This window comes from Mesorhizobium sp. XAP4, from assembly GCF_029269325.1.
Lineage (GTDB): Bacteria > Pseudomonadota > Alphaproteobacteria > Rhizobiales > Rhizobiaceae > Mesorhizobium > Mesorhizobium ciceri.
Window position 1 is genome coordinate 218,767 of sequence record NZ_JARIXW010000005.1, and the last position, 19,499, is coordinate 238,265.

General features: G+C 63.4%; 25 protein-coding genes. 10 read left to right on the forward strand and 15 right to left on the reverse strand.

The window, feature by feature from the left end; translation table 11 throughout:
• Positions 1-11: 11 nt before the first annotated feature.
• The 3 genes from P3C39_RS22420 to P3C39_RS22430 form a co-directional block, all read right to left on the reverse strand.
• Positions 12-2,351 (reverse strand): response regulator, encoded by a 2,340-nt coding sequence (locus P3C39_RS22420; protein WP_275954361.1) that lies wholly within the window; start codon positions 2,349-2,351, stop codon positions 12-14.
• A 114-nt stretch (positions 2,352-2,465) separates the two neighbouring features.
• Positions 2,466-3,272 (reverse strand): methyltransferase domain-containing protein, encoded by an 807-nt coding sequence (locus P3C39_RS22425; protein WP_024502972.1) that lies wholly within the window; start codon positions 3,270-3,272, stop codon positions 2,466-2,468.
• A gap of 145 nt (positions 3,273-3,417) precedes the next feature.
• Positions 3,418-4,335, reverse strand: coding sequence for a polyprenyl synthetase family protein (locus tag P3C39_RS22430; protein ID WP_024502973.1), 918 nt, complete (start codon positions 4,333-4,335; stop codon positions 3,418-3,420).
• Between the two features lie 222 nt (positions 4,336-4,557).
• Here P3C39_RS22430 and P3C39_RS22435 point away from each other — a divergent pair, with 222 nt between their 5' ends.
• The 3 genes from P3C39_RS22435 to P3C39_RS22445 all read left to right on the forward strand — a co-directional run bounded on the left by P3C39_RS22435 (position 4,558) and on the right by P3C39_RS22445 (position 6,277).
• Entirely contained in the window at positions 4,558-5,319 is a 762-nt protein-coding gene (locus P3C39_RS22435; protein WP_013529225.1) for a transglycosylase domain-containing protein, read from the forward strand.
• Positions 5,320-5,459: 140 nt separating this feature from the next.
• A complete protein-coding gene (gene rpmF / locus P3C39_RS22440) occupies positions 5,460-5,642 on the forward strand; it encodes a 50S ribosomal protein L32 (protein WP_008834724.1) in 183 nt (60 codons plus the stop codon).
• 233 nt (positions 5,643-5,875) lie between these two features.
• The gene (locus P3C39_RS22445; RefSeq protein ID WP_013529226.1) at positions 5,876-6,277 is read left to right on the forward strand and encodes a hypothetical protein; all 402 of its coding nucleotides are present in this window, start codon (positions 5,876-5,878) and stop codon (positions 6,275-6,277) included.
• A gap of 263 nt (positions 6,278-6,540) precedes the next feature.
• Here the strand turns inward: P3C39_RS22445 and P3C39_RS22450 are convergent, their stop codons facing one another.
• From P3C39_RS22450 to P3C39_RS22460, 3 genes are all read right to left on the reverse strand, one after another.
• The gene (locus tag P3C39_RS22450) at positions 6,541-6,972 is read right to left on the reverse strand and encodes a heme-binding protein (protein ID WP_013529227.1); all 432 of its coding nucleotides are present in this window, start codon (positions 6,970-6,972) and stop codon (positions 6,541-6,543) included.
• Positions 6,973-7,136: 164 nt separating this feature from the next.
• Entirely contained in the window at positions 7,137-7,370 is a 234-nt protein-coding gene (locus P3C39_RS22455) for a hypothetical protein (RefSeq protein ID WP_013529228.1), read from the reverse strand.
• A 77-nt stretch (positions 7,371-7,447) separates the two neighbouring features.
• Complete coding sequence (locus P3C39_RS22460) at positions 7,448-7,969, reverse strand: helix-turn-helix domain-containing protein (protein ID WP_127385308.1); 522 nt, start codon at positions 7,967-7,969, stop codon at positions 7,448-7,450.
• Positions 7,970-8,067: 98 nt separating this feature from the next.
• Here P3C39_RS22460 and P3C39_RS22465 point away from each other — a divergent pair, with 98 nt between their 5' ends.
• Together P3C39_RS22465 and P3C39_RS22470 are read left to right on the forward strand one after the other, a co-directional pair.
• Positions 8,068-8,904, forward strand: coding sequence for an alpha/beta hydrolase (locus tag P3C39_RS22465; RefSeq protein ID WP_275954360.1), 837 nt, complete (start codon positions 8,068-8,070; stop codon positions 8,902-8,904).
• A 94-nt stretch (positions 8,905-8,998) separates the two neighbouring features.
• Positions 8,999-9,655, forward strand: a complete 657-nt coding sequence (locus P3C39_RS22470) for a glutathione S-transferase family protein (RefSeq protein ID WP_275954359.1) — start codon at positions 8,999-9,001, stop codon at positions 9,653-9,655.
• Between the two features lie 6 nt (positions 9,656-9,661).
• Here the strand turns inward: P3C39_RS22470 and P3C39_RS22475 are convergent, their stop codons facing one another.
• The 3 genes from P3C39_RS22475 to P3C39_RS22485 form a co-directional block, all read right to left on the reverse strand.
• Positions 9,662-9,925: a metalloregulator ArsR/SmtB family transcription factor gene (locus P3C39_RS22475; RefSeq protein ID WP_013529232.1), complete on the reverse strand. Its 264-nt coding sequence runs from the start codon at positions 9,923-9,925 to the stop codon at positions 9,662-9,664.
• Between the two features lie 32 nt (positions 9,926-9,957).
• The gene (locus tag P3C39_RS22480; protein ID WP_024502978.1) at positions 9,958-11,205 is read right to left on the reverse strand and encodes an MFS transporter; all 1,248 of its coding nucleotides are present in this window, start codon (positions 11,203-11,205) and stop codon (positions 9,958-9,960) included.
• An 89-nt stretch (positions 11,206-11,294) separates the two neighbouring features.
• Positions 11,295-11,489, reverse strand: coding sequence for a DUF1192 domain-containing protein (locus P3C39_RS22485; RefSeq protein WP_275954358.1), 195 nt, complete (start codon positions 11,487-11,489; stop codon positions 11,295-11,297).
• A gap of 123 nt (positions 11,490-11,612) precedes the next feature.
• On the opposite strand from P3C39_RS22485, the gene P3C39_RS22490 reads away from it, so the two are divergent.
• From P3C39_RS22490 to P3C39_RS22500, 3 genes are all read left to right on the forward strand, one after another.
• Positions 11,613-12,623, forward strand: a complete 1,011-nt coding sequence (locus tag P3C39_RS22490) for an NAD(P)H-quinone oxidoreductase (RefSeq protein ID WP_275954357.1) — start codon at positions 11,613-11,615, stop codon at positions 12,621-12,623.
• Positions 12,624-12,784: 161 nt separating this feature from the next.
• Positions 12,785-12,925, forward strand: a complete 141-nt coding sequence (locus tag P3C39_RS22495) for a DUF1127 domain-containing protein (RefSeq protein WP_013529236.1) — start codon at positions 12,785-12,787, stop codon at positions 12,923-12,925.
• A 484-nt stretch (positions 12,926-13,409) separates the two neighbouring features.
• Positions 13,410-14,105, forward strand: a complete 696-nt coding sequence (locus P3C39_RS22500; RefSeq protein WP_013529237.1) for a DUF1013 domain-containing protein — start codon at positions 13,410-13,412, stop codon at positions 14,103-14,105.
• 63 nt (positions 14,106-14,168) lie between these two features.
• Here P3C39_RS22500 and P3C39_RS22505 read toward each other — a convergent pair whose 3' ends face one another.
• From P3C39_RS22505 to P3C39_RS22520, 4 genes are all read right to left on the reverse strand, one after another.
• The gene (locus tag P3C39_RS22505) at positions 14,169-14,888 is read right to left on the reverse strand and encodes a YafY family protein (protein WP_013529238.1); all 720 of its coding nucleotides are present in this window, start codon (positions 14,886-14,888) and stop codon (positions 14,169-14,171) included.
• A 125-nt stretch (positions 14,889-15,013) separates the two neighbouring features.
• Positions 15,014-15,421 (reverse strand): hypothetical protein, encoded by a 408-nt coding sequence (locus P3C39_RS22510; RefSeq protein ID WP_063169160.1) that lies wholly within the window; start codon positions 15,419-15,421, stop codon positions 15,014-15,016.
• Positions 15,422-15,496: 75 nt separating this feature from the next.
• Positions 15,497-16,087: a DJ-1/PfpI family protein gene (locus P3C39_RS22515; protein WP_064993261.1), complete on the reverse strand. Its 591-nt coding sequence runs from the start codon at positions 16,085-16,087 to the stop codon at positions 15,497-15,499.
• Positions 16,088-16,172: 85 nt separating this feature from the next.
• Complete coding sequence (locus P3C39_RS22520; protein WP_013529241.1) at positions 16,173-16,340, reverse strand: hypothetical protein; 168 nt, start codon at positions 16,338-16,340, stop codon at positions 16,173-16,175.
• Between the two features lie 309 nt (positions 16,341-16,649).
• Between P3C39_RS22520 and P3C39_RS22525 the strand changes: the two genes are divergently transcribed.
• Together P3C39_RS22525 and P3C39_RS22530 are read left to right on the forward strand one after the other, a co-directional pair.
• Complete coding sequence (locus P3C39_RS22525; protein WP_024502993.1) at positions 16,650-17,597, forward strand: ring-cleaving dioxygenase; 948 nt, start codon at positions 16,650-16,652, stop codon at positions 17,595-17,597.
• Between the two features lie 114 nt (positions 17,598-17,711).
• Entirely contained in the window at positions 17,712-17,873 is a 162-nt protein-coding gene (locus P3C39_RS22530; RefSeq protein WP_023810961.1) for a hypothetical protein, read from the forward strand.
• 21 nt (positions 17,874-17,894) lie between these two features.
• On the opposite strand, the gene P3C39_RS22535 is transcribed toward P3C39_RS22530, so the two are convergent.
• Both P3C39_RS22535 and P3C39_RS22540 read right to left on the reverse strand, forming a co-directional pair.
• Positions 17,895-18,608: an SGNH/GDSL hydrolase family protein gene (locus P3C39_RS22535; protein WP_063173209.1), complete on the reverse strand. Its 714-nt coding sequence runs from the start codon at positions 18,606-18,608 to the stop codon at positions 17,895-17,897.
• Positions 18,609-18,670: 62 nt separating this feature from the next.
• On the reverse strand, positions 18,671-19,411 hold the full coding sequence (locus P3C39_RS22540; protein WP_064993258.1) for a thioredoxin family protein: 741 nt from the start codon (positions 19,409-19,411) through the stop codon (positions 18,671-18,673).
• Positions 19,412-19,499: the final 88 nt, after the last annotated feature.

Consider the following 19,499-nt stretch of genomic DNA (forward strand, 5'->3'; position numbering starts at 1 on the left):
AGGGCCGGCTTTTACGCCGTCTTGGCCACCACGGTCTCGCTGAGCCAGGTGCCGATCTTGGTGCCCAGTCGGTCGGGCGAAACGGGCTTCGGCAGATAGTCGTCCATGCCGGCTTCGATGCACTTGTCGCGATCGCCCTTCAGCGCATGCGCGGTGACGCCGATGATCGGAATGTGGGTGCCCGTCGAGGTCTCCATGGCCCGGATCGCGCGGGTCGCTTCGTAGCCATTCATCTCCGGCATCGAGACGTCCATCAGGATCAGCTTGGGGCGCAGCGCCCGGTACATCTCGACCGCCGTGCGGCCGTTGCCGGCGATGCGGTAGCTCAAGCCCAAGCCATTGAGGATCTGGCCGAAGACCAGCTGGTTCACGTCGTTGTCCTCGGCAATCAGGATGTCGATCGGTCCGTTCGGCGTGGTTGTCGATTCCGGTGCTGCCGCGACTGGCAGCGCCGGGCCGCGGATGACGGTAAAGGCGGGCGGCGCTGCCGGGGGAGCCTGGACGATCGGTTCGCGGACAAACTGCGCCTTGCCGACCTGCGAACGGGCCTTCTGCACGACCGAGATAACGGTGCCGAGCAGGACCGCGGAGCGCGCCGGCTTCGTCAAATGCGCGGCAATGCCGAAGTCGATGATCATCTTGCCGAAATCGACCTGGTCGACCGAGGTCAGCAACACCACCGGGATGGAGGACAGCCGGCTGTCGGAAGCAATGGCCCTGGCAACGTCGGCGCCGTTCATGCCGGGCATCTGGTAGTCGAGGATGATGCAGTCGACGGCGGCGCCCAACTGAAAGGCGCGGTCGAGGAAGGCCAGGCCGACGGCGCCGCTTTCGGCGGCGGCACAGTCGAAGCTCCAGCTTCTGAGCTGCTCGAGCAGGATTTCGCGGTTGACCGGATTGTCATCGATGACCAGCACGCGCGCGCCGGTGACGTCGACCGGCACGATCTCGTCGCGCGCCGCGGCCTGATGCGCGGGCAGCGGCACCGCGAACCAGAACACCGAGCCGCGGCCGATCTCGCTCTCGACGCCGATCTTGCCTGCCATCAGGTCGACGAGGCGTGCTGCGATGGCCAAGCCCAGCCCCGTGCCCTCGTGACGGCGGGTGGACGAGCCGTCGACCTGCGCGAATTTTTCGAACACGTTCTGCAGTTTCTCGGCCGGTATGCCGATGCCGGTGTCCTCGACGCGGATCTTGAGCTGGACCACGTCGTTGACGATCTCGCCGCCGACATCGATCAGCACGTGACCCTTCTCGGTGAACTTCACTGCGTTGCCGAGCAGGTTGGTGATGATCTGCCGGAACCGGCCGGCGTCGCCGACGACATGGGCCGGCAGGCGCGGATCGACGCGCACGATCAGTTCGAGGTTCTTTTCGGCGACGCGAGCAGAGACCAGCGTCGCCACGTCCTCGACCGCCTCGGAAAGGCGGAAGGGAGCAGGGTCGAGGGTGAGCTGGCCAGCATTGATCTTGGAGAAATCGAGGATGTCATTGATGATGGTGAGCAGCGCGTTGCCGGACTTCACGATAACGTCGGTGAAGGTCTTTTGGCGTGGGGTCAGATCGGTCTTGGCCAGCAGTTCGGCCATACCGAGCACACCGTTCATCGGCGTGCGGATCTCGTGGCTCATATTGGCCAGGAATTCCGATTTGGCGCGGTCGGCGGCCTCGGCCTTGAACAGGGATTCGGCGGATTCGGCAAAGGCGCGGCGGATCGCCACTTCCATCGGGCGGAAGATCCAGAAGGCGACGATGGCAAGGGCCGCGAACAGAATGCCGCTGGCCCACAACAACAGCCTGTCGCTGGAGGCATCGGCCAGATGGCGCTCATCATCCATGGCGGTGCGGACGTGAACCAGCATGGGTTGGGCGAACAGGTCATTCTGGTTGCGGATTTCGCGATAGCTCCACTCGTCGACCTTCTGCGCCACCGACATCAGGTTGAAATTGCGCACCATGTCGCGCGGCGACCAGAACAGATCGCCGTTAACTGAAGCGGATTGGAGTTCGTCGACGGTCTTGATCGACAGCCGCGGCTTGATCGCCGCAAGCTGGGCGGTCAGCGTCTCGATCTCGCCGGTCAGGCGCTCCGAATGGCCGCGCGCCGATGTGGTCAGGGCCTCGCGTGTCTCCGCCCGCCAGGCGGTGCCGGTCGTCTCGGCAAAGCTGGTCGCGTTGCGCAGGTCTCGGGTGAAGATGACGAGATTGCTGCTCAGCGCATCGATGTCGCGGCGAAAGGAATTGACGCGATCAAGCGCAATCACGATGCCGGCGGAAGCCAGCGCGAAGATCAGCAACCCTGAAATATAGCGGATCCGGACCGACCGGATGAAGGACGAATATTCAGGCATGCGCAACCCCAACACATACGCACCATTTTAATGGCCGGGATTACGCTTCATTTACATTAAAATTTCGTTCGTTCGGGCAGGCGAGCCGTGCGAGCCGCCGGATGGACAGCGCGCCTAGGCCGCGTCCACGACGAGGGCGCGGATGCGGCCACTCACCGGGCCTTCCCCGAACCGTTTCCCAAGGGCATTCGCCACGTATCGCGTCACCTCCTCCAGCGAGCCACCGCGCGCCTCGATCTCGGCCCGCAGGGGCGTGCCCTGGCAATAGGCCGTGGCCGCCTCATATGGCGAGGAAGCGGCGCTGACGGCATCCAGCGGCTCTATGGTAATGTTACGGAAGCCGGCGGCATGCAGGTCGGCGCGGATGACGTCCGCATCGTGATAGCCATGCGGTGTCCTTGCCATGAAGCGAGGCGGATCGGCCGGGAAAAAATGGCCGAGCGCCCGCGTCACCTCATCGGCAAACTCGTTCTCTTCGATGGCACCCCAGACGTTGAACAGGAAGTGTCCGCCCAGCCGCATCACGCGCCGAACTTGCCCGTAGGCGCCCACCCGATCGGGGAAGAACATCGCGCCAAACTGGCAGGCCACGGCGTCGAACTGTGCGTCCTCGAAGGGCAGCGCCTGAGCATCGGCCTGCTGCCAGGTGATGCGAGGATCGTCCACCATCCGCGTGCGTGCGTGGTCGAGCATGGGCTGGTTGAGGTCGGTGACCACGATGCGCGCTTGCGCCGGCAGCTTTGCTGCGAGCGCACGTGTCACCACACCGGTGCCCGCCGCCACTTCGAGCACCGATTGCGGCCCGAGCTTCGACACCCGCTCCGCCAGATCCCGCGCATATGGCTCGAAGATCAGCGGCACCATCGCCCGGTCGTAGATCTCGGGAATGGAACCGCTGAACAGCTTGTCGGTGGTCGACATGGCATCCTCCAACTCTTATCCGCACCGCGTGCTTGCCGTGCGGATGTCAATCCTCTGCCTCGGCAGGCTTCCGCTCAAGTTCTATTTCAGAACCGGCCGGCGGGACGTGCGTGCAATCAGCTCGATGTTCCGGCTGGCACCAACCTTAGCTGTTACGCGCCGCCACGAATGTCGCCGCTTCTTTCAGCAACTGGGCATCGTCACCATAGGGCTCAAGCAGCGCATGCGCCTGTTGGACGAGGCCGTGAAGCTGGCCACGTGCCCAATTCGCACCATGCAAGGCCACCAGCGTCGCCTTGCCGGCGGCGGCGTCCTTGCCGGTCGCCTTGCCCATCTGGCTGGCGTCGGCGGTCAAATCGAGCAGGTCGTCGGCAAGCTGGAAGGCAAGACCGATCGCCGAGCCGAATTCGGCCAGCCGCTCGCGGTCATCGGCCGGGGCGCCGGCGATGAGGGCGCCTGCCTCGCAGGCGAAACGGATCAGCGCGCCGGTCTTCATCGCCTGCAGCCGGATGATGCCGGCCTCGTCCGGCGGCGTCTGTTCGGCTTCGAGATCGAGCTTCTGGCCGCCGACCATGCCGCCTGCTCCGGCGGCGCGGGCAAGCGCCAGCACCAGGGCTGCCCGCCGCTCCGCCGGCAGCGCAGTCGACTCGCCGGCAATGATGTCGAAGGCCAGCGTCAGCAGGGCGTCGCCGGCCAGGATCGCGGTTGCCTCGTCGAAGGCCTTGTGCACGGTCGGCTGGCCGCGACGCAGGTCGTCGTCGTCCATGGCGGGCAGATCGTCGTGGATCAGCGAATAGCAATGCACGCATTCAAGTGCGGCGGCGACACGCAGTGCCGCCTCGCCGTCGGCGGAAAAAAGGGCGGCACTTTCCATGACCAGGAAGGGCCGCAGGCGCTTGCCGCCGTTCAGCACGCCATGGCGCATCGCCGCCATCAGCCGGTCCGGCCGGGCGATCTCGCCCGAAAGCGCGCGGTCGTCGAGCAGTCGCCGCAGCAGCACCTCGACGGCGGCTGCCCGCCTGATCAGCGCCATTTCGAACGCCATTTGGTCGTCATTCGTCATGGCCGGGACCGGTAGCCGACACTCAGACGTTGCGCAAGAAGGCAAGCGCCATTATGCCGGAGCAGTATGAGCCCGTTCGGAAACTCTACTCCTGCGGTCATCTGAGGGCGTTTTCTGCGCTTCCGGTGCTTGCGTACTCTAATGTACGCTCCGCTCCGGTTCTCGAAAACACCGTCACATGACTCACAGGAGCGCGTTTCAAAACGAGCTCTCTGGCACGGGTTGGGCGGCTTGGCGGAACCGATCGTCGATCATGAAACCGAAAAGCTGGACATGGCGACGAGATCGCGGGGCGTAAACCGCCGTGGTCTCAAGCGCTGGGTCCGGCGCGGCATCGTCGTGGCCGCGGTGCTGGCTTTGATTCCGGTCGTGCTGACGTTTCTGTACCTGCCGTTCTTCGTGCATCCTGTCTCGACGCTGATGCTGAAGGACCTGGCGACCTTCTCCGGTTACGACCGCCGCTGGGTGTCGATCGATGACGTGTCGCCGGTGCTGGCCAATTCCGTCATCATGTCGGAGGACGGGCAGTTCTGCTTTCATCGTGGCGTCGATCTCGGCGAGCTGAGAGGCGTCGTCGACGATGCGCTGGCCGGCGAAGCGACGCGCGGCGCCTCGACCATCACCATGCAGACGGTCAAGAACCTGTATCTCTGGTCGCGGCCGCTGGGCTCGGTGCGCAAGGTGGTCGAATTGCCGCTGGCCGTCTATTTCGATGCGGTGATGTCGAAACGGCGCATCATGGAAATCTATCTCAACATCGCCGAGTGGGGGCCGGGCATCTACGGCATCGAGGCCGCGGCACAGCACCATTTCGGCGTCTCGGCAAAACAGCTGTCGCGACGGCAGGCCGCCCTGCTTGCGGTCTCTTTGCCAAATCCGATCGCCCGCAATCCGGCCAAGCCCGGGCCTGGCCTGAGGCGGCTTGCCAATCTGATCGAGCGGCGAGCCGGCCGCTCGGGCGCCTATGTCGGTTGTCTCCGCTAGCCGATCCAAAAAAATTCGCGCCAGCGCTGGCCAAAACGGCACAGGGCGTGTATAGGCACCCGACTTTCTCAGATTTAGGCCCCGACATGGCCCTTTCACGAGGGCGGGCGGGGCTTTTGACCATGTAGTGGAGCATATCCATGGCCGTTCCGAAACGTAAAACATCTCCGTCCAAGCGCGGCATGCGCCGCTCGGCCGACGCCCTCAAGGCCCCGACCTATGTCGAGGACAAGAATTCCGGCGAAATGCGCCGTCCGCACCATATCGACCTGAAGACCGGCATGTATCGCGGTCGCCAGGTGTTGACGCCCAAGGAAAGCTGAGACCAGCCTTCCAAAGGTCTGAATTCCAAAAGGACCGGCCGGTGGCCGGTCCTTTTGCGTTTGGGGGGCGGGGTGGCGCGCATCTCGACGCGTGGGCGGCAATCGTTGCAGGCAACCGGCTGACATTGTTGTTGCGTGCGGTCTTCGACCGTGTTCAACGCTGCCATCGAAACATCTTGACGGCGTGCCTGTGGCGCATTCTACAAAGGATTGCCCCCACATGGAGACGCCAGATGTTCGGTGCCATTCCGCTGCTGATCGTGCCTTTCGTGCTCTACAATCTCGGACTGCTGGGAATATTCGGCAGCGGTGACGATCCGTGGGCAAGCGAGGTCTTCTCATTCAGCATGATGTCGGGTGGCGTGTTCTCGATGACGCTTGGCGATCTGATGGTGCTGATCGGGCTGATCTTCCTGTTCCTCGAAATGGCGAAGTCGGTGCGCACCACCAACGCCTCGATCATGGACCATCTTCTGTCGACGCTGGTCTTCGTGGCCTTCCTGGTCGAGTTCCTGCTGGTGAAGGGTGCGGCCCATTCCGTCTTCTTCACCCTGATGGTCATCGCGCTGTTCGACGTGCTGGCCGGATTCGCGGTGTCGATGCGGTCGGCCAGCCGGGACATCAATTTGAATTAGGTCCTCGGCGCGGAAGGCGGAAGTTTGACGGGCGCTTGCGCTGACAGTTGGCGCAAACGCCCCTAACGTCGTCATCCCAGGGCGTAGCAAGGAGCGTAGCGACGCGGCGCAGACCCCAGGGTCCAAGCCGCGACACGTGAGCGTTTCAGCGGTCCAGAATTCTGCTCCGCTGCACTCTACGGCTGATGTTACGGAATGGATCCTCGGGTCTGCGCGACGGAGCCTCGCTCCTGCTCCGCCCGTGGATGACGAAGTTCCCGACCTCACCCCGGATCGGCGGTGAAACCGGCGGCCTCGATGCCGGCGATTGCCGCGGCTTCGTCATTGTCCGACGTGTCGCCTGAAATGCCGACGGCGCCGATGATGGCACCGGCCTTGTCGCGGATCAGCACGCCGCCGACGACCGGCAGCACGCGCCCGCCCGAGACGTCCGAGATGCCGGCGACGAGATGCGGGCGCTCCTTGGCGAAGGCCTCGACTTTGCGCGAGCCCATGCCGATGGCGAGCGCACCATAGGCCTTGCCGGCCGACATTTGCGGACGCAGGAACGAGGCGCCGTCCTGGCGCTGGAAGGCGACCAGATGCCCGCCGGCGTCGAGCACCGAGACGCCGAGCGGCTTGAGCTTGAGATCGGAGCCCTTGGCAAAGGCGGTTTCGATGATTTGCCTGGCTTTTTCGAGCGGCAGTGCGGTCATGGCGGTCTCCTGTTTGAAACGCGTCGATCATCGATCGTCGGCGGGCGAGATAACATCCCCGTTCCGGTTGAAATTGCTTCGCGTGAAAAGGCAGGATGGAAAGCAGCCTTCGCCGGCTCATCCGGATAAGCGTTGCCGCTTGTATGGCTCCAGACGTGGCTGGGCTACTTCTTCTTGGCGCGGGCCGGTTTCTTGGCGGGTTCCGCCGGCGCGTTGGCGAGGTCTTCCGCTTCCTTGGCGAGACGCAGTGCCCGCAGCTTGTTGGTCTTGGCCTGGCGGGCATCGCTCTCGGCGGCGTATTCGGCCATCGCCTTCTGGCGGACGGTTGCCGCCTCTTCCTGCTTCTTGAAGCGCAGGTCGGCGCGTGCGCGCGCAGCATCCCGAGAGTTCTCAACCAAGACCTTATCCAATCCCGTGAATTGTGATTTTCCGCTTCTTCTAGCAGAGCCGGCCCCAAAACGGGAAAATAAGTTGGTTACGCGGCCGGGCTGGCGGCGAGGGCCTTGCTGGCAACCACCGCCTCGTAGGCGGCCTGCAAGGTCGCGCGGACAGAAAGGCCAGACATTGTATCGAGCGGCATGCCGAGATGCTCGTGCCGCAACTCGTCCATGAATTTGTCCCACATAGGCTGTCCGCCCTTTTCCAGCAGTTCGGCGCGGATCGACAATTCGTCGCTGACCGGCAGCCAGACGCGGCCCCAGGCGCCGAGATGGGCCAGGATCGGAACCAGCGTGATCGCCATCTCGGTCAGGCTGTAAATCGCCTTCTGCTTGTGCGAGGGATCGTTGGCCTTGGTCAGCATGCCCAGCTCCATCAGGCGCTTCAGCCGGTCGGCGAGGATGTTTGAGGCGATGCCTTCCATCGATCCGTTGAGCAGCTCGCGAAAATGGCGCCTGCCGCCGAAGATCATGTCGCGAAGGATGATCAGGCTCCAGCGGTCGCCGAAGACTTCCAGCGACAGATTGATCGGGCACCCGGACCGGCGATCCATGCTCATGAGATTTTTCTCCAAAACCGGTTGCATTATCGTATCAGTTTTATTATCGTGCAACCGATTGCAAAATGCAATCAGTTTTGCAGAGAGGAGACTGCGTGATGAGGACCACCGAACGCCCTGAGATTATATCCGAAGTCTTTGGCGATCCGGCGAACCCGCCGCTGTTGCTGATCATGGGAGCGATGGCCTCGATGCTGTGGTGGCCGGAGGCGTTCTGCCGGAAACTGGCCGGTGCCGGCCTGTTCGTGATCCGCTACGACAATCGCGATACCGGCCGTTCGACGAAATACAAGCCGGGAGAGCCGCCCTACACGTTCGATGATATGGCCGACGATGCAATGCATGTTCTGGACGACCACGGCATCGGCAAGGCGCATGTCGTCGGGATGTCGATGGGCGGCATGATCGCGCAGCTTGTGGCGTTGAAACATCCCTCGCGTGTCGTATCTCTGACTGTGATCAGCAGTTCGCCGGTGGGAATCGACACATCCGGCCTTCCCGAGACGACCGAAGCCTACATGGAACACTCGGCCGAGGGCGCCAAAGTCGATTGGTCGGACCGTGGCCAAGTGGTCGATTTCATCGTCAGGGATGCGCGGGCGATCGCCAGCACCACGCATCCATTCGATGCGGCGGGGATACGGGCCTTTGTCGAGCAGGATTACGACCGCTCCGGCGGCTTCCTGAGCGCGACCAACCATTTCATGCTCAAGGGCGGCGCCGCCTGGAAGGGCCGCCTGCACGAGATCGCGGCGCCGCTGCTGGTCATTCACGGCACGGCGGATCCGATCTTTCCGGTCGAACACGGCGAGGCGCTGGCCGAGACGCTCACCGGCGCAAGACTCATTCGCATCGAAGGTGGCGGCCACGAGCTGCATCCGGACGACTGGGCCGAGATGTCCGCAGCGATCATCGCGCATGTCCAAGCCGATTGAAGCAGCATAGGCTGGTTTGACGGACAAGGCTAACCGCAACAGGCGTGCTGCAGGGTAGCGGCCACCGACAATCCACGAAACAGACGAGCAAAAAATGTCCCTGACACTTCATTTCCATCCGCTGGCCTCCTTCTGCTGGAAGCCGTTGATCGCGCTGTATGAGAACGCCACGCCGTTCACGCCTGTCATCGTCGACCTTGGCGATGCTGAATCGCGCGCGGCCTTCCTGAAGATTTCGCCGACCGGCAAGATGCCGGCGCTGCGCGACGATGCGCGTGGCCGTACGGTGCTGGAATCGACCATCGTCGTCGAATATCTGGCCGCGCACCATCCGGGGCCGGTCGACCTCGTTCCCGCCGACATCGATCTGGCGCTGGCCGTCCGCCAGGCCGATCGCTTCTATGATTGCTATGTGCAGGAGCCGATGCAGAAGATTGTCAGCGACCGGTTGCGCCCCGGCGACAAGACCGACCCGTTCGGCGTCGAGCAGGCTCGCGACCGGTTGCGCAATTCCTACGCCATCATCGAACAGGACATGCAGTCGAAGATCTGGGCGATGGGCGACAGCTTCACCATGGCCGATTGCGCAGCCTCCCCCGCGCTGTTCTATGCCAACAAGGTCGAGCCGTTGGGCGACAGGTACCCGGCTGTGAAGCGCTATCACGACCGCCTGCTGCAGCGCCCCGCCTTCGCTCGGGTGGTCGGGGAGGCGCAGCCCTACTTCAAGTTCTTCCCCTACAACAACGGTTGATCGGGGTTAGGCTTCCCAGAACTGATCGAGCCAGATGTTGAGTTTGAGGAAGCCAGTGCCGCTCACCGTATAGACGCGCCTTGTTCCTTCCGGCTTGGCGTGGACCAGGCCGGCATCGAGCAGCACTTTCAGATGTTGCGACACGGCTGGGCGCGAGACCGGCAAGCCGGCGGCCAGTTCGGTGACGGTTTTCGGGCCGCGGCGAAGTTCTTCCAGAAGATGGCGCCGGTTGGGATCGGCAATCGCCATGAAGGCGTCGGAAAACATCATGCCTGTATTAGTGAGGCAAAGCCTTTCGAATCTCAACCGTCTGCTTCTGCTTTTCTTCTGGGATCAAGCCGCAATGCTTCCGGGGTGACCGAACGGTCGGCCGGCTGCGTCTTGAAGGCGTCACGATCCCCGATCGGCACCGGCGCGCGGCGGCTGATGCGCAGCAGCGTGTAGCCCGCCAGGCAGAGATGCGCGAAGGCGGTCGCCAGGAACAGACCTTCCGGGCGCATCCAGCCCATCAGGGCAGCCGCAAGCAATGGTCCGATCATCGTGCCGAAGCCATAGAGCAGCAACAGCCCGCCAGATACCTTGACGAAATCCTCCGAGCGCGCGTGGTCGTTGGCATGCGCCACGGCGATGGAATAGAGCGTATAGGCGAAGGCGCCATAGGCGGCGGTGAAGACGATGACGAAGACGCCGGAGCGTGGCTCGAACAGGAAGATCATGAGCGCGAAGAAGGCCCCGCCGAAAGCCGCCCCCGCCAGCACGAAGCGCCGGTCGGTCTTGTCGGACAGGCGCCCGGCCGGAAGCTGCATGGCGGCACCGGCAACGACCACAAGACTCATCATCAGGGCGATCTCGGCCGTGGAAATGCCGATGCGTGCACCATAGACCGCGCCAAGCGTGCCCCAGGCGCCGTTGGCGATGCCGATCAACACGCAAGCGACCGCCGACACCGGCGAATTGGCATAAAGGCCCCTGACATCAAGTGAGACATCCTGCAGCGGCTTGGGGTGGGAGGCGGTCGAGACCGCCGTCGGAATGAGCGACAGGCAAAACAGGATGCCGGTGATCATGAACAGCGACGCGGACTTCACGTCGCCGCCGGCGACGATCATCTGCCCGCCCATGATCGAGGCATAAGTCACCATCATGTAGAGGCCGAAGACGGTGCCACGGTTCTCGTTGGTGGCCTTCTCGTTCAACCAGCTTTCGATGACCATGAAGGCGCCGGCCATGGTGAAGCCGGTGAAGGCGCGCAGCAGGATCCAGACATACTCGTCGATGATCAGCCCGGTGAGCAGCGCCACGATGGCGCCGGATGCGGCAAAGGCGCCAAAGGCGCGCACGTGGCCGGCGCGGCGCACGATGCGCGGTGCGAAGAAGCAGCCGGTGACGAAGCCGCCGGCCCAGGCCGTGCCCATCAGGCCGAGCGATGCGGTCGAGAAGCCTTCCAGCTGACCGCGCAGGGGCAGAAGCAGCCCATGCAAACCAGATGCCGCGAGCAGGAAAGCGGTGCCGCGAAGCAGCGAGAGGATCGGTCGGTAGGTTGCGAACATTGGTTGATCCGGCTCAGGTTTGGCGGGGACGCTGCGTCTGAAGACAGTCGCATTCGGGCTTTTCGGCGGCGGGCTGTACGCCCGAGCGCCTATCCGCGGCGGAACAGTGCTTCGGCCGCGGATTTGGTGGTGTCCTTGGCCTTGAGTTCGGCTTCCAGGCGGGCGATTTCGTCGCGCAGGATGCCGATCCGCTCAGTCAAGTCGCTGACGGAAAGCAATGACAGGTCCTGCCCGATCTCGTGCGGGCCCGCCTTCTTCTTGGGTTCGTCGTCGAAGATCGCCATCGTCGCTCCTCCTCCGCCAAGACCAGATTGGCCATTTGCCTGATTTGGCAATCAGCATACATAGGGCAGGGGCGTCGATGCAAACAGCCGGTCGGACAACGGCGAGGAAAGACGGGAAATCTCATGGCGAGCGGACAGAAAATTCCGGCAAGAATGACGGCCATCGCGATCTCGGAGCCAGGTGGCCCTCGGGTGCTGAAGCCGGAAACACGCGACGTGCCGCAGCCCGGCCCCGGCGAGATCCTGATCAAGGTGCATGCCGCCGGCGTCAACCGGCCCGACGTCCAGCAGCGCAAAGGCGCCTATCCGCCACCGCCCGGCGCATCCGACCTGCCGGGCCTCGAGACCTCGGGTGAAGTGGCGGCCCTTGGCGACGACATATCACGCTGGCGCATTGGCGACCGCGTCTGTGCGCTGACGCCCGGCGGCGGCTATGCCGAATATGTCAAGGTCCATGCAGGGAGCGTGCTGCCGTTGCCCGCCGGCTTCACCCACACCGAAGCCGCGGCGGTGCCGGAGAATTACTTCACCGTCTGGCACAATGTGTTCGAGCGTGGCGGCCTCAAGAAAGGCGAGACGCTGCTCGTCCATGGCGGCTCGTCCGGCATCGGCACGACAGCAATCCAGCTTGCCTCCGCCTTCGGCGCCTATGTCATCACCACTGCCGGCAGCAAGGAGAAATGCGACGCCTGCCTGAAGCTCGGCGCTGACCGGGCGATCAATTATCGCGAGGCGGATTTCGTCGCCGCGGTGAAGGAGGCAACGGGTGGCAAAGGCGCCAATGTCATCCTCGACATGGTCGGCGGCGACTATGTGGCGCGCAATTACGAAGCCGCGGCGGTCGAAGGCCGCATCGTCCAGATCGCCGTTCAGGCCGGCGCTGTCGCAAGCGTGGACTTTTCGAAGATCATGGTCAAGCGGCTTACCCACACAGGTTCGACGCTGAGGCCGCGAACCGTCGAGTTCAAGGCGGCGATCGCGGCGGCGCTGGAAGCGCAGGTGTGGCCGCTGCTCGGCACGCGCAAGGTTGCCCCTGTGATGGACATGATCTTCCCGCTCAGCGAAGCCTGGCGGGCGCATGAGCGCATGGAAGAGGGTGAGCATATCGGCAAGATCGTGCTCGACGTAGGCTGACAGCGCGCGAGGTCAGCGCCTCGCTGCCCACAAGATGAACAGAAGCTTAATGCTGCAATGCAGCATTTGCATCATTGCTATGCAAAATCAGCCATTCAAGTCCTCATCGATGACGCCTATTTGAGCACCATCGAAACGAACATCATTCTGGAGGGACTACCATGAACCCGATCCGCGCTTTCCGTAACTGGCGTATGTACACCGAGACCGTCCGCGAACTGAACCGTCTCAACGCACGTCAGCTCAGCGATCTCGGCATCAACCGCGCCGACATTGAAAAGATCGCCCGCAGGGCTATCTAAAGCCACGTCCTGGTCCGCTCCGGCGGGCCCAAGCCGTGGAAGCCAGAGCCGCACCAGACGAACTTTGTCGCGGTTCCGAGCCCGCTGGACCCAGTCCGGCGGGTTTTGTCGTTTTGGGCGGGAGATCAACGACCGTCCCAACCGATACCGGCCATCGAGCAGGGTTGACCTCAGTTTCCTGCATGGCATCTTGGCTCGGCGCTTTCACAAGGGCGAACCCTGATGGAAGCAGCGGCTCCGGCATGACAGGGGTGCCCCTATCTCAACCGATCTTTGCCAAGACCGGAACTCGCCAGCAAAGCCAGCTTGTCGTTCTGCTCAAGAGCGCGGAACGTTTTCGGTAAGTACCCACGGCTTCCGGTCTTTGCTCCAAAAACGTTGCGAAAGGACCCGAGAGCGGTTATACAGACCGCGAATTTCCCATTTTGGTGGCTCTAAACCACCGCCCGCGCGGGAACGCGGGCGAACGAGAAGGATTTGTAAAATGGCCAATACGCTGCTGATGCCCAAGGCGACCGCCGTCTGGCTGGTCGACAATACCGCACTTTCCTTCGAGCAGATCGCGCAGTTCTGCGGGCTGCATCCGCTCGAGGTCAAGGCAATCGCCGATGGCGAAGCGGCGCAAGGCATCAAGGGCATGGACCCGATCATGACCGGACAGCTGACCCGCGACGAGATCGCCCGTGCCGAGAAGGATCCGAACCAGCGCCTGAAGCTTTCGGACCCCAAGGTGCGGGTGCCCGAATCCAAGCGCAAGGGTCCGCGCTACACGCCGCTGTCGAAGCGCCAGGACCGGCCGAACGCGATTCTGTGGCTGGTGCGCAACCATCCCGAGCTCAAGGACGCGCAGATCTCGCGCCTCGTCGGCACCACCAAGTCGACGATCGAACAGATCCGCGAGCGCAAGCACTGGAACTCAGCCAATCTGCAGCCGATGGACCCGGTGACGCTGGGTCTCGCCTCGCAGATCGACCTCGACATGGAAGTCAACCGCGCCTCGCGCGGCCGCGAACAGGCGCAGCCGGTCGGCGACACGCTGCTGCCGGCGGCCCTGACCGAGCGGCTGGTGCCGGCTCCCGAGAAGCCGAAGGACGAGGACGCCGAACTCGACGCCAACGCCGTGTTCGCCAAGCTCTCGGCCTTGAAGTCGAAGAACACGGACAATGACGACGACGAGTGAGGTTGTCTGATATTCCAAGAAAAAGCCCGCTTCGAGCGGGCTTTTTTGTAGCTGCGCCAGGTCTCAGCTGCGCGCGGCGCGATCCGGCGCCATGCCATAGTCCTCGCTGCGCTCCACTGCGCGGTAGAAGTCGGCAAGTTGCTTGCCGCGCTCCGGCTTGAAGATGCGGCCGGCGATCACCACCGAGGCGATGCGATCGATGCGGAAGGCGCGGAAATCGTCGCGCATCTCGCACCAGGCGACCAGCGTCCACACCTTGCCCCAGAACCACAGGCCGAGCGGGCGGATATCGCGGGCGGTGCCGCGGCCGGCCTCGTCGGAATAGTCGATGGTCAGCACTTGGCGCTTTTCGACCGCGCGCTCGATCAGGTCGATCGCCTCGCGGGCGGCGTCGCTGACCACCCACATCGGTGTGTGGATCTCGGTGCGGGCGATGCGGTCTTTCTCCGCATCGGGCAATACGGCGCCGATCTTGACCAGCGCTTCGTCGGCGGCCCGCGCCATGGCGGCACCGCCAAAGGCACGCACCATGCGGGCGCCGGCGACCAGCGCGACGATCTCGTCACGCGTGAACATCAGCGGCGGAAGGTCGAAACCCTCCCTCATCATGTAGCCAACGCCGGCCTCGCCGTCGATCGGCACTCCGGTCGACTGCAAATCGGCAATGTCGCGATAGATGGTTCGCTCGGAAACTTCGAGCCACGTGCCGAGCTTCTGGGCGGTGACCAATCGGCCACCGCGCAGATGCTGCACGATCTGGAAGAGCCTGTCGGCGCGGCGCATCGTATGGTCCCTCGGCGTTGTCTCTATGCATGCCGCCCGAAACCGGTCCACCTCTGGGTGGCATGCATCGTGTTTTCGCGCATGCCGTTATCCCAAAACCGCAGAACACTTTTGGGCGGCATGCCTCATGGTTTCAGCCCTTCGCGCTTGCGCTGCGCGGCGACGAACTCCGCGCCGAAGGACAATTTCTTCGTCGTCGGTGTTTTCGCATCGAGCACGCGCCAGAACGGTGCCACGTCACTCGGCGTCATGCCGCGCTGGAGGTCCTCGTTGGCGGCTTCGGCAACAGTGCGCAGATGATAGCCTATGGTGACCGGGCATGTCACTTCGGCGCCATGCTCGACGGCAAGTGCTGTACGCAGCGCACGCACATCCATCTCGACGCCTTCGGGAATCGAGCGGATGAAATCATCGACCTGGCGCGCTGTCGGCACCAGCATAGGCTGGCCTTCGACGACATCGGCCATCGTGCGCGGCGTCGGCTTGACGCCGTTGATGCCTGGTGTGCTCAGTCTGTCGTTCCAACTCTTCATCGATCGTCCTTTCGACCGCCGATGCACGGGTGCCCTAAGCTGGCACCATTGCACGGCCCTCCTGACAGCATACTGTCAGGAGGCTTCAGCATACTCCTTGGCAAACAGCGTTCGCATCCGAGCGAGATCGCTGCCTCTTTCGGGGTAGAGCGTCTTCAGAAAGGCGAGCGCGAAGGTGCCCGGCGCCGAGCCTGGCGCGGAAACAATTTTGCCGTCGGCCATGGCATGCGGCACATCCTGATAGAGGCTGTCGCCGGCATAGCCGGCCTCATGACCATTGATCCAGTCGCGGCCATTGCTCGTATGCCTGGCCTTCTCGAACAGGCCGGCGCGGGCTAGCGCCAGCGTGCCGGCGCAGATGCCGCCGACCACGCCGCCGCGCGATGCAACAGCATTGAGCAGATCGGCAACATCGGGCGGTGCCTTGCCGGCCCACTCATCGGAGCCGATGACGGCGATGGCGTCGAGATCATCATTCTCATCCGCCCCGGCCGATCGATCAGGCGTCAGCCGAAAGCCGCTGATCCCGGCCACTGGGTTGCCATCAGGCGTCAGCGACACGGCACGGGCGCCGAACCATTCGACCGCCGAGGCCGCCAGCAGCCCATACTCCCAGTCGGCAAAACCTTCGATGAAAAGGAAACCGATCGTCTTCTGTTCGGGCATAAGCTCGCTCCCATTCCTCACGCACCGGACCTGTTATCTGGGCGTTGACGCGCCCACATCCACTCGCCGGGTCGAAAAATTGGCTTCAATTGCCGCGAGGGCCACGGTCCGCATACATGTCCGGCCAGCCGATATCCTTGCGAATATCCGCCGGCAGCGAGTTCATGAACCGCTGGGTGCGGATCTCGTTGCGCATCGTGCGGATCTTGCCGACATAGTGCTGCATGCCGCGCAGAATGGTGTAACCGTTCATGGCCAGTCTCCTCTCTCTGTATGGAGGTACTATCGCATACCCCTCCTGACAGCAGTCTGTCAGGAGGGTGTCAGGCGCGAGACGATAGTTGCGACCGGTGCGCACACCGCAGGCAAGGCATCGCTTTTCGCCGCATCGAACGGTGCCAAAGGCAGGTTCGCGACTTCCGATTGTTCATAGCGAGGACGTGCTCTGGGCGCCGCTGTTCAGTTTCCGGCGACGGACTGTCGGAAGACGAGGCCTTCAGCGGGGTGGCCGCAGTTCTGATATGGAGGGAGAAAATTGTTCCCCAACAGCAGGGAGACGACGATGAGCTTGCAACTGACAGGTATCCACCATCTGACCGCCATCACCGCCAATGCGCCTGGCAATCTTCATTTTTATACGAAGGTGCTGGGTCTGCGGCTGGTCAAGAAGACCGTAAACCAGGACGACACTTCGGCCTACCACCTCTTCTATGCCGACGGCGAAGCGACACCGGGCACCGACCTTACCTTCTTCGACTGGCCGGTCGGCCGCGAGCGGCGCGGCACGCACAGCATCGTGCGGACCAGCCTCAGGGTCGGCAGCCAGGAGAGCCTTGCCTGGTGGAAGCAACACTTGACCGACGAAGGCCTGGCAACAGGAGAGATCGGCGACATCGGCGGTTATGCGTCACTGGACTTCGAAGATCCCGAGGGCCAGCGTCTGCGCCTGGTCAGCGATGGCGGCAAGGGCGGCAGCCATCCCTGGGCGCAAAGCCCGGTACCGGCCGAGCACCAGATCCGCGGGCTCGGGCCGATCGTCATCAGCGTTCCCGACATCACCAACACCGAGGCGGTGGTGACCACGGTGATGAACATGCGCAAGGCGCGCGACTATGCCTCGCCGGAGGGCCAGGTTCACGTCTTCGAAATGGGCGAGGGCGGGCCGGCGGCGGAGCTGCATGTCCTGGTGCAGCCGGGACTGGCGCCGGCACGGCAAGGTGCCGGTGCGGTTCACCATGTTGCCTTCAGGGCGCCGGACCAGGAAACGCTGCATCAATGGACGGCGCGGCTGGCCGAGTTCCGGCTGCCGTCGAGCGGCGAGGTCGAGCGCTATTATTTCCGTTCGCTCTACTTCCGCGAGCCGAACGGCATCCTGTTCGAGATCGCAACCGACGGTCCGGGGTTCACCGCCGACGAGCCGCTGGAGACGCTGGGGGAAAGCCTCGCCCTGCCGCCATTCCTCGAACCGAAGCGCGCTTCGATCGAGGCCGGCCTCAAGCCGCTGAAGTAGATCGTTTGCCGGTCAAAGGGCGCCGCGTTCCGGTTCGGGATCTCGGCGTCCGTTCTTTCTCAGGCAATGAACGACGTGCTTTGACAGCCGGGCGCGTTGCTGGTCAAAGGCGGCATGACGAAATTCCTCGCCCTTGTCATCGTCGGTTTCATGGTCATTCAACTGATCAAGCCGCTTGGCTGGCCAGGCCTCAAGCGACGCGGTGATTTCTGGAAGCTGGCACTGCTCGCCATGGCCGCGATTTCACTGGCGGCCGTGCTCGGGCATTTGACGTAGGACGGCACTTGTCGTCGCTGCTCAATGGCCAAGCACCGGGCCGACCAGATGCTCGGCCCAGGCCCGGTAGCCTGCTTCCGAGGCGTGAAAGCCGTCCGAGGCAAAGCCGGCTTCCGGATTGGTGATCGGCAGGCGCGGCGCCGGCACCGCGCCGCGCTCCAGGCAAAGGCGTTCGCCCATCCGGTTCATGTCGGTGGCGCGGATCTCAAGGATCTTTCCGAGCAGCGGCGGCATGGCTGGCGCCCGCGTGAACTCCAGCACCGGCGACCACACCACGCGCGCTTCCGGCCATTTGGCGCGCAGGCCGTAGAGCAGGCCACCGAACTCCTTCTTGAAGCGCGGCACGGAGTGGAAATTCTTGGTGTCGTTGGTGCCGATGGCCAGCACGATATGCGTCCACGGATCGGCCGACAGATTGGGCAGCACATGGTCGCGGATCTGGCCGGACGTTGCCGAATTGAAGCCGGCCGCCCGCCAGCGCACGGCGCGGCCGGTGCTTTGTGAAATCAGTACGGCGAGTTGCGCGGCAAGTCCGTCTTCCGAATTGCCGATGCCGACCGAAGCGGCGGAGGAATCGCCCAGCACCAGAAGCGAGATTGCCGGTGCTGCGCCTGATATTTCGTGCATGACCGGCCCTTGCGCCGGCAGCATGCGCGTGGTGCGGCGTCGCACGCCGAGGCCCTGCCAGATATAGACCGGGAAGGCGAGCCAGGTGAGTAGGGCCGGGAAGCGCATGGCAGTACCGTTAAACGATCAGCGGCAGCCTTAGCGCATGTTTTGGCCGACGGGAACGATCTTCAATCGCAGCAACTTGCCTGCCCCGCCTGCTTGCCCTGATATTCATCGTGCAGCCGCACCCAATCCATCAGGCCGTGATAGGGGCCGTTCTCGTTGCGGCCCTTCGGCGTCATGTCGAGATAGTCGTAGGCGCCGATCTGCGCCTCGCCGCCGCGGGCGCGCGACATGAAGGTTAGGAAGATGTCGCCGGTCTCGTCCCGGTAGAAGACGCTGGTGCCGGGAAGCTCCTTCGATGTCCGTGGACGGGTCTCGAAATTGTAGGTGGTGCAGCCGGCGGCGATCTGCTTGTCGGTGAAGGAGACCTGCATGTCGAAGTTGAAATCCGAGGCATAGGACGACACCCAGTCGAACTTCCAGCCCATGCGCTGCTTGTAAGGCAGAAGTTCCGCCAGTGGAGCGCGCGAAACCACGACCAGCGACACGTCGTGATGCCGCAGATGCTGATTGGCGCCGTCGATATGGTCGGCAAGGAATGAGCAGCCCTCGCAATGATGGGTGCAGCCCGGCCCGAACATGAAGTGATAGACGATCAGCTGGCTGTTAGTGCCAAACAGGTCGGTCAGTCTGTTTGGCCCTTGTTCGGTCTCGAAGACATAGTCTTTCCTGATCTTCAGCCAGGGCAGTTCACGCCGTTCCGCGGCGATCCGCTCGCGGAGCCGCGTCAGTTCCTTCTCGCGCGCCAGATGTGCCTTGTGCGCCTGGAACCAGTCTTCGCGCGAAACGATCTTGTTGCGATGCATGAACCTCTCCCTGAATGTCATCCCAAGGACGTTGGGGATGGGCGCAACCCGACATCGCCGGAGAGGAAATAAGGACGGAGAGGCTCCG

What these genes read in the sequence shown, in the direction of transcription:
- P3C39_RS22420 (WP_275954361.1), bottom strand. Translation starts at nt 2,351, where the DNA reads ATGCCTGAATATTCGTCCTTCATCCGGTCGGTCCGGATCCGCTATATT.
- P3C39_RS22425 (WP_024502972.1), bottom strand. Translation starts at nt 3,272, where the DNA reads ATGTCGACCACCGACAAGCTGTTCAGCGGTTCCATTCCCGAGATCTAC.
- P3C39_RS22430 (WP_024502973.1), bottom strand. Translation starts at nt 4,335, where the DNA reads ATGACGAATGACGACCAAATGGCGTTCGAAATGGCGCTGATCAGGCGG.
- rpmF (WP_008834724.1), top strand. Translation starts at nt 5,460, where the DNA reads ATGGCCGTTCCGAAACGTAAAACATCTCCGTCCAAGCGCGGCATGCGC.
- P3C39_RS22445 (WP_013529226.1), top strand. Translation starts at nt 5,876, where the DNA reads ATGTTCGGTGCCATTCCGCTGCTGATCGTGCCTTTCGTGCTCTACAAT.
- P3C39_RS22450 (WP_013529227.1), bottom strand. Translation starts at nt 6,972, where the DNA reads ATGACCGCACTGCCGCTCGAAAAAGCCAGGCAAATCATCGAAACCGCC.
- P3C39_RS22460 (WP_127385308.1), bottom strand. Translation starts at nt 7,969, where the DNA reads ATGAGCATGGATCGCCGGTCCGGGTGCCCGATCAATCTGTCGCTGGAA.
- P3C39_RS22465 (WP_275954360.1), top strand. Translation starts at nt 8,068, where the DNA reads ATGAGGACCACCGAACGCCCTGAGATTATATCCGAAGTCTTTGGCGAT.
- P3C39_RS22470 (WP_275954359.1), top strand. Translation starts at nt 8,999, where the DNA reads ATGTCCCTGACACTTCATTTCCATCCGCTGGCCTCCTTCTGCTGGAAG.
- P3C39_RS22475 (WP_013529232.1), bottom strand. Translation starts at nt 9,925, where the DNA reads ATGATGTTTTCCGACGCCTTCATGGCGATTGCCGATCCCAACCGGCGC.
- P3C39_RS22480 (WP_024502978.1), bottom strand. Translation starts at nt 11,205, where the DNA reads ATGTTCGCAACCTACCGACCGATCCTCTCGCTGCTTCGCGGCACCGCT.
- P3C39_RS22485 (WP_275954358.1), bottom strand. Translation starts at nt 11,489, where the DNA reads ATGGCGATCTTCGACGACGAACCCAAGAAGAAGGCGGGCCCGCACGAG.
- P3C39_RS22490 (WP_275954357.1), top strand. Translation starts at nt 11,613, where the DNA reads ATGGCGAGCGGACAGAAAATTCCGGCAAGAATGACGGCCATCGCGATC.
- P3C39_RS22495 (WP_013529236.1), top strand. Translation starts at nt 12,785, where the DNA reads ATGAACCCGATCCGCGCTTTCCGTAACTGGCGTATGTACACCGAGACC.
- P3C39_RS22500 (WP_013529237.1), top strand. Translation starts at nt 13,410, where the DNA reads ATGGCCAATACGCTGCTGATGCCCAAGGCGACCGCCGTCTGGCTGGTC.
- P3C39_RS22505 (WP_013529238.1), bottom strand. Translation starts at nt 14,888, where the DNA reads ATGCGCCGCGCCGACAGGCTCTTCCAGATCGTGCAGCATCTGCGCGGT.
- P3C39_RS22510 (WP_063169160.1), bottom strand. Translation starts at nt 15,421, where the DNA reads ATGAAGAGTTGGAACGACAGACTGAGCACACCAGGCATCAACGGCGTC.
- P3C39_RS22515 (WP_064993261.1), bottom strand. Translation starts at nt 16,087, where the DNA reads ATGCCCGAACAGAAGACGATCGGTTTCCTTTTCATCGAAGGTTTTGCC.
- P3C39_RS22520 (WP_013529241.1), bottom strand. Translation starts at nt 16,340, where the DNA reads ATGAACGGTTACACCATTCTGCGCGGCATGCAGCACTATGTCGGCAAG.
- P3C39_RS22525 (WP_024502993.1), top strand. Translation starts at nt 16,650, where the DNA reads ATGAGCTTGCAACTGACAGGTATCCACCATCTGACCGCCATCACCGCC.
- P3C39_RS22530 (WP_023810961.1), top strand. Translation starts at nt 17,712, where the DNA reads ATGACGAAATTCCTCGCCCTTGTCATCGTCGGTTTCATGGTCATTCAA.
- P3C39_RS22535 (WP_063173209.1), bottom strand. Translation starts at nt 18,608, where the DNA reads ATGCGCTTCCCGGCCCTACTCACCTGGCTCGCCTTCCCGGTCTATATC.
- P3C39_RS22540 (WP_064993258.1), bottom strand. Translation starts at nt 19,411, where the DNA reads ATGCATCGCAACAAGATCGTTTCGCGCGAAGACTGGTTCCAGGCGCAC.